The organism is Nitrospirota bacterium (assembly GCA_016212215.1).
In the GTDB taxonomy this organism is placed as follows: domain Bacteria; phylum Nitrospirota; class 9FT-COMBO-42-15; order HDB-SIOI813; family HDB-SIOI813; genus JACRGV01.
On record JACRGV010000077.1, the window covers coordinates 44,565 to 50,765 of the forward strand.

The 6,201-nt window shown below is 41.5% G+C and carries 14 protein-coding genes; all 14 read right to left on the minus strand.

Features of this window, described 5'->3' with window-relative positions:
• Positions 1-16: 16 nt before the first annotated feature.
• Entirely contained in the window at positions 17-337 is a 321-nt protein-coding gene (locus HZA08_06840) for a 50S ribosomal protein L24 (GenBank protein MBI5193143.1), read from the minus strand.
• Positions 337-705 (minus strand): 50S ribosomal protein L14, encoded by a 369-nt coding sequence (rplN, locus tag HZA08_06845; protein MBI5193144.1) that lies wholly within the window; start codon positions 703-705, stop codon positions 337-339. Before rplN ends, HZA08_06840 begins: the two co-directional genes overlap by 1 nt.
• Positions 706-719: 14 nt before the next feature.
• A complete protein-coding gene (gene rpsQ / locus HZA08_06850; GenBank protein ID MBI5193145.1) occupies positions 720-983 on the minus strand; it encodes a 30S ribosomal protein S17 in 264 nt (87 codons plus the stop codon).
• Positions 980-1,174: a 50S ribosomal protein L29 gene (gene rpmC, locus HZA08_06855; GenBank protein MBI5193146.1), complete on the minus strand. Its 195-nt coding sequence runs from the start codon at positions 1,172-1,174 to the stop codon at positions 980-982. The genes rpsQ and rpmC overlap by 4 nt, the downstream gene beginning before the upstream one ends.
• 1 nt (position 1,175) lies before the next feature.
• Positions 1,176-1,586 carry a 50S ribosomal protein L16 gene (rplP, locus tag HZA08_06860; GenBank protein MBI5193147.1) on the minus strand — a complete coding sequence of 137 codons (411 nt, stop codon included), beginning with the start codon at positions 1,584-1,586 and terminating at the stop codon, positions 1,176-1,178.
• Positions 1,573-2,229 (minus strand): 30S ribosomal protein S3, encoded by a 657-nt coding sequence (gene rpsC / locus HZA08_06865; protein ID MBI5193148.1) that lies wholly within the window; start codon positions 2,227-2,229, stop codon positions 1,573-1,575. Before rpsC ends, rplP begins: the two co-directional genes overlap by 14 nt.
• Positions 2,230-2,261: 32 nt before the next feature.
• Positions 2,262-2,603 (minus strand): 50S ribosomal protein L22, encoded by a 342-nt coding sequence (gene rplV / locus HZA08_06870; protein ID MBI5193149.1) that lies wholly within the window; start codon positions 2,601-2,603, stop codon positions 2,262-2,264.
• A gap of 82 nt (positions 2,604-2,685) precedes the next feature.
• Complete coding sequence (gene rpsS, locus HZA08_06875) at positions 2,686-2,973, minus strand: 30S ribosomal protein S19 (protein MBI5193150.1); 288 nt, start codon at positions 2,971-2,973, stop codon at positions 2,686-2,688.
• Entirely contained in the window at positions 2,974-3,798 is an 825-nt protein-coding gene (gene rplB, locus HZA08_06880) for a 50S ribosomal protein L2 (protein MBI5193151.1), read from the minus strand. It lies immediately after the preceding gene.
• A 6-nt stretch (positions 3,799-3,804) separates the two neighbouring features.
• The gene (rplW, locus tag HZA08_06885; protein ID MBI5193152.1) at positions 3,805-4,095 is read right to left on the minus strand and encodes a 50S ribosomal protein L23; all 291 of its coding nucleotides are present in this window, start codon (positions 4,093-4,095) and stop codon (positions 3,805-3,807) included.
• Positions 4,092-4,715: a 50S ribosomal protein L4 gene (rplD, locus tag HZA08_06890; GenBank protein MBI5193153.1), complete on the minus strand. Its 624-nt coding sequence runs from the start codon at positions 4,713-4,715 to the stop codon at positions 4,092-4,094. The genes rplW and rplD overlap by 4 nt, the downstream gene beginning before the upstream one ends.
• 128 nt (positions 4,716-4,843) lie before the next feature.
• Entirely contained in the window at positions 4,844-5,476 is a 633-nt protein-coding gene (gene rplC, locus HZA08_06895) for a 50S ribosomal protein L3 (protein ID MBI5193154.1), read from the minus strand.
• An 18-nt stretch (positions 5,477-5,494) separates the two neighbouring features.
• Positions 5,495-5,806, minus strand: a complete 312-nt coding sequence (rpsJ, locus tag HZA08_06900; GenBank protein MBI5193155.1) for a 30S ribosomal protein S10 — start codon at positions 5,804-5,806, stop codon at positions 5,495-5,497.
• A gap of 127 nt (positions 5,807-5,933) precedes the next feature.
• Positions 5,934-6,201 (minus strand): elongation factor Tu (tuf, locus tag HZA08_06905; protein MBI5193156.1); only part of this gene is annotated, 268 nt, incomplete at its 5' end.

Here is a 6,201-nt window from a genome sequence, read left to right on the forward strand (position 1 = left end):
CTATTCAAACCTATTCTCAGTCAATAACCTCATTGCATTTTTTACAATAACGTATACTCTTGTTATCACTTGTCTTGAATCCTGTTCTAACAGCCTTACCACATTTAGAACATACTATCATAACATTGGAAACGTCTAATGCAGCCTCCATCTCAATTATGCCGCCTTCCTTATTTTTGTTTGAAGGCTTTGTATGTTTTTTAATAATATTCAGGTTTTCTACCAGCACATGTGCATTGCCGGCAGCAGATAGGACTCTCAGTATCTTTCCCCTCTTGCCTTTTTCCTTGCCTGAAATAACTTCTACTGTATCACCTTTTTTTATCTTATTTCCCATCATACCACCTCTGGTGCAAGAGAGATTATTTTCATAAATTTCTTCCATCTGAGTTCTCTTGCAACCGGCCCGAAAATTCTTGTCCCAATCGGTTCACCCTGAGCATTTATGAGAACTGCTGCATTCTTATCGAACCTGATGTATGAACCATCATCCCTGCGTAAGCTGTTTACTGTCCTAACTACCACTGCCTTTGCAACTTGTCCTTTTTTTGCAGTCCCTTCGGGAATAGCCTCTTTAACGCTGACTACAATTATATCCCCTATGGCAGCATATCTCCTGTTGGAACCTCCCATGACACGGACACACATCACCTTTTTTGCACCCGAATTGTCTGCAACTTCTAATACTGTTCTTGGCTGAATCATTAGTCACCCACCCCTTATACTTGTGTAGACTCCAAAATATCTATAACCTTCCAGTGTTTTCTCTTGCTCAATGGCCTCGTTTCAATTATTTTAACTTTATCGCCTATATTGCATTTATTTTCTTCATCATGTGCCATAAACTTCTTTCTTCTCTTTACAACCTTCCCATACACAGGGTGACGATAAAGGCTTTCTACCACAACTGTTACAGTCTTTTCCGCCTTGTTGCTTAAAACAGCTCCTATATATTCTTTACGCCTTTTCTGTTCCAATTTTATCTCCCTGCCTTCCTCTCGTTTAATACAGTCTTTACTCTGGCAATCTCTTTTCTAACCAGTCTTATCCTCATTGGATTTTCAAGGCCGCCAAGTACCTTTTGGAATCTGAGATTAAACAACTCTTTTCTCATTTCCTTTTCATGAACATTTAATTCATCGCTTGAAGCATCTTTCATCTCTTGTAATTTCATCTTATGTACCCCTGACAATAAACTTAGTAGCTAAAGGGAGCTTATGTGCTGCAAGCCGTAAAGCCTCCTGAGCAATCTCTATTGGAACTCCATCCATCTCATAGAGTATCCTTCCCGGCTGTACTACTGCTACCCATGATTCTACAGGCCCCTTACCTTTACCCATTCTTGTTTCTGCGGGTTTTTTGGTAATAGGTTTATCAGGAAATATGCGAATCCATATCCTGCCGCCACGCTTTATATGCCTTGTAATGGCAATTCGCGCTGCTTCAATCTGTCTTGCGGTAATCCTGCCTGGCTCCATTACCTTAAGCCCGTAAGTCCCATAACTTAAATCAACACCTCTCGATGCGATTCCATTAGTACGCCCTTTATGAGTCTTTCTATATTTTACCTTCTTAGGCGATAGCACCGGCACCACCCTCCTTTTCCGGGAGTATCTCTCCTTTGTATATCCACACCTTAATCCCTATCTGTCCATAAGTAGTCTTAGCTTCTGCAAATCCATAATCTATGTCCGCCCTCAGTGTATGTAACGGCACCCTTCCCTCTTTATACCACTCAGCCCTTGCTATCTCAGCACCCGCAAGCCTGCCGGAGCATCTTATCTTTATACCCTGTGCACCGAACCTCAATGCAGTCACAACACTCTTCTTCATTGCCCGCCTGAACGCTATCCTTTTTACCAACTGCATAGCAATATTTTCTGCAACAAGCTGGGCCTCTATCTCCGGCTTCTTTACTTCCATTATATTTATATAAATCTGTTTGCCGGTAAGCGTTACAAGGTCCTTCTTCAGCTTGTCAACCTCAGCGCCTTTTCTGCCTATAATAATTCCAGGCCTAGCAGTAAAAATATTTATCTTCGCTGTTTGTGCGGAACGCTCTATCTCTATTTTGGACACACCTGCATGTGACAGCTTTTCCTTTACAACCTTCCTTACCTTTATGTCTTCATGGAGCAATGCAGGATATTCTCTTTCAGCGTACCAGCGCGAACCCCAGAATTTTGTAAAGCCTAATCTAAACCCTATTGGATGAACTTTCTGACCCAAAAAAATACCCCCCTCGTCCTGTAACCCCTCGATTACTTATCACCTTTAGGAGTTAACACCATTGTTATATGACTCATGAACTTTTTTCTTGTCATGCCACGTCCCATTGGCCCTGCCTTAAACCTTTTTAAAGCAGGCCCCTGGTCTACAAAAGCCTGTGACACAATAAGTTCATCTATATCACCGACATTTTTTTGCTTGGCATTGGCTATAGCAGACCTTAACACCTTTTCAATCAGGAATGAGGAATGTTGAGGCAGAAATTTTAAAATAGAAATCGCCTCGCCGACATCTTTTCCCCTGACAAGGTCAATTACCTTCCTTGCCTTCCTTGGTGCCACCCTTGCGTATCTTAATATTGCAGTTGCTTCCATTTATCAGTTACCTTTCACTTCCGTGTTTTATTATGTCTTACTTCTTGCTTCTAACTTCTTACTTCTTCATAATGATTGTTCTTTATTTAACCGACGTTGCCTTCTCAGATTTTATCCCCGCATGAGCCTTAAAAGTCCTTGTTGGCGAAAACTCTCCAAGCTTATGTCCTATCATATTCTCTGTGATATAAACAGGAATAAATTTTTTTCCATTATGTACTGCAATGGTATGACCTATCATTTCCGGTGTAATCGTTGAACGTCTGGACCATGATTTAATAATTTTTCTGTCACTTGTCTGATTCATTGCTTCAATCTTTTTCATCAGATGAGCATCTATAAAAGGTCCTTTTTTAACCGAACGAGCCATTTACTTATTCCTCCTCTTCACGATAAACTTATTCGTAGACTTATTTTTCCTCGTCTTATAACCTTTAGTAGGTTGACCCCATGGAGTAACAGGATGTCTTCCACCTGAAGTCTTTCCTTCTCCACCTCCGTGTGGATGATCTACAGGGTTCATGGCAACACCTCTAACGTGAGGACGCTTCCCAAGCCATCGGGTTCTGCCGGCTTTTCCAAAAGAGACATTTATATGATCCGGATTACTGACCTGTCCGATTGTAGCCATACACCTCACATGAACTAACCTTACCTCACCTGACCCCATTCTGATGGTAGCATAGTCGCCTTCTCTTGCCATTAACTGTGCAGAACATCCGGCACTTCTAACAAGCTGTCCGCCTTTTCCTGGGCGTAATTCAATATTATGAATTGTAGTACCTACCGGTATATTTGATAATGGCAGTGCATTGCCTGTCTTTATCTCACTATCAGGTCCGGAAGTAACAGTTTCTCCAACCTTCAATCCATCCGGAGCAATTATGTACCTCTTCTCTCCATCAGCATAATTGAGCAAGGCAATCCTTGCTGACCTGTTAGGGTCATATTCAATGCCGGTTACTTTCGAAAAAATTCCGGTTTTATTTCTCTTGAAGTCAATAATCCTGTAATGCTGTATGTGTCCGCCGCCCTGATGGTCAGCAGTAATCCTTCCGTTATTGTTCCTGCCGCCGCTGCTCCTTTTGTGTTCTATTAAAGACTTCTCAGGTTTTGTTTTAGTTATCTCTTCAAAGGTAACCGCTACCTTTCCCCTAACTCCGGGAGATGTTGGATTATAAGTTTTTAAGCCCATTTAATATTAACCCTCAAATATTTTAATTTTTTCCCCTTGCTTCAGGGTTACTATTGCCTTTTTTCTATCAGGTTTTTTACCTTCAAATCTGCCGAGTTTTTTTAACTTCCCGGCAACGTTTATAATATTTACCTTCGCTACCTTAACATTAAGCGTCTCTTCAACTGCACGCTTAACCTGATGCTTATTTGCAAACCTATTCACTATAAATATTACCTTGTTCATATTCTCACGGAGGTCAGTACTTCTCTCTGTTATCAATGGAAATCGCAATACATCATGAATATCTAAGTTCATGCCAATTCCTCCGTCAATTTTGCAATATCAGCCTTACTGATTATCAAACTCTCATACCTGATAACATCATATACATTCACCTGCCTTGTATCCATGATTACTGTATCAGGCAAATTCCTTACAGCCCGATATGCCATGCTATTGGCATAATCACATACTATCAGAACACTCCCTTTTATATTCAGGTTTTTTAAAATAGCTACCACGTCTCTGGTCTTACCTGTTTCAACATCGAAAGAATCTATCACAAAAAGTGTTTTATCCTGAAGTTTTGATGACAATGCAGAATAGAGTGCACTCCTTGACTTCTTTTTTGGAATCCTGAATGAATAGTCTCTCGGCAATGGCCCGAATATAGTTCCACCGCCTACCCATACAGGTGACCTTGATGAACCCGCCCTTGCATTACCTGTCCCCTTCTGCTTATAAGGTTTTTTACCGCCGCCGCTTACAAGGCCTTTCGTCTTTGTACAGTGAGTACCCTGCCTCATATTATTGAGCTGCATTACCACTGCCTCATGAAGTAAGGGAACATTTACCGTCCGTCCGAATATTTTTTCATCAAGCCCGACAGTTCCTACTTTATTATTATTAATGTCAACTACAGGTACTTCTAACATGCTATCTCCTCTTATCTGAATCAACCATTCATTAAGTAAACAGTAAGCAGTGAACAGTAAGCAGACAAAAACATATATCACTGGTTTCTATTTTCTGCTCACTGCTTACTGCTACCTGCTTACTGTCTTTATGCCTTACCTTTAACGGCCTTCTTCACAACCACAATAGTCCCGGGGCTTCCTGGTACAGCCCCCCTGATAAGAAGCAGATTATCCTCTCTGCGTACACCGACTACTTCAAGATTTTGTATTGTCCGCTGTTTATTACCCATCTGACCGGGCATCCTCTTATTTTTCCTTACCCTTGATGGATATGCACTACTTCCTATAGAACCAGGCGCCCTGTGAAACATGGAACCATGCGTTGCAGGTCCTCCGGCGAACTTGTGTCTCTTCATAACGCCCTGAAATCCCTTACCTTTAGTAACTCCAGTCACATCTATCAGGTCACCCTCTTTAAAAATCTCTACAGTAAATTCATCTCCTGACTTCATCTCACTGCCATCACCCTTAAATTCCATAAGGAACCTTGAGGGAGTTACACCGTTCTTTTTAAAGTGCCCAAGAACAGGTTTAGTAAGATGCTTCTCTTTTGCGTCTCTGAAAGATAATTGTACTGCTTCATAACCATCCCTGGTCTTTGTCTTTTTAGTTACAATACGGCAAGGCCCAGCCTCTACTACAGTAACCGGTATCACCTTTCCATCCGCAGCATATATCTGCGTCATTCCTACCTTTTTGCCAATCAATCCATTAACCACTTTTTCCCCTCACATCCCTTATAATTTTATCTCTACGTCCACCCCTGCTGATATATCTAATTTCATCAGTGCATCAGCAGTATCCGGTGTAGGCTCATATATATCTATCAAACGTTTGTGTGTCCTGACCTCAAACTGTTCCCGTGATTTTTTGTCCACATGCGGGGACCTTAATACAGTAAACTTATTTATAGAAGTAGGAAGAGGTATAGGCCCGGACACTCTCGCTCCTGTCCTTTTTGCTGTTTCCACAATCTCAGCCGCAGACTGGTCCAACAGCTTAAAATCATATCCCTTCAACCTTATCCTGATCCTCTGACCCGTTACCATCTTTTAATTTCCCCTATTCATTAAGTAAACAATATATGTTGCAATATCATATTTTACTGTTTACTGCTGACTCATCTATTGCTCATCCCAAAATCTAACTTCTTGCTTCTAACTTCTTTCTTCTTTCCTACTCTATCACCTTACTAACAACTCCTGCCCCGACTGTCCTGCCGCCTTCCCTGATTGCAAACCTTAATCCCTCATCCATTGCAATAGGTGTTATCAATGAACCCTCTATGGAAACATTGTCTCCAGGCATTACCATCTCTACTCCCTCAGGCAACTGCGTAATTCCTGTCACATCCGTTGTCCTGAAGTAAAACTGCGGACGGTATCCATTAAAGAACGGTGTATGACGACCACCCTCCTCCTTTGTCAATACATATACCTCTGCC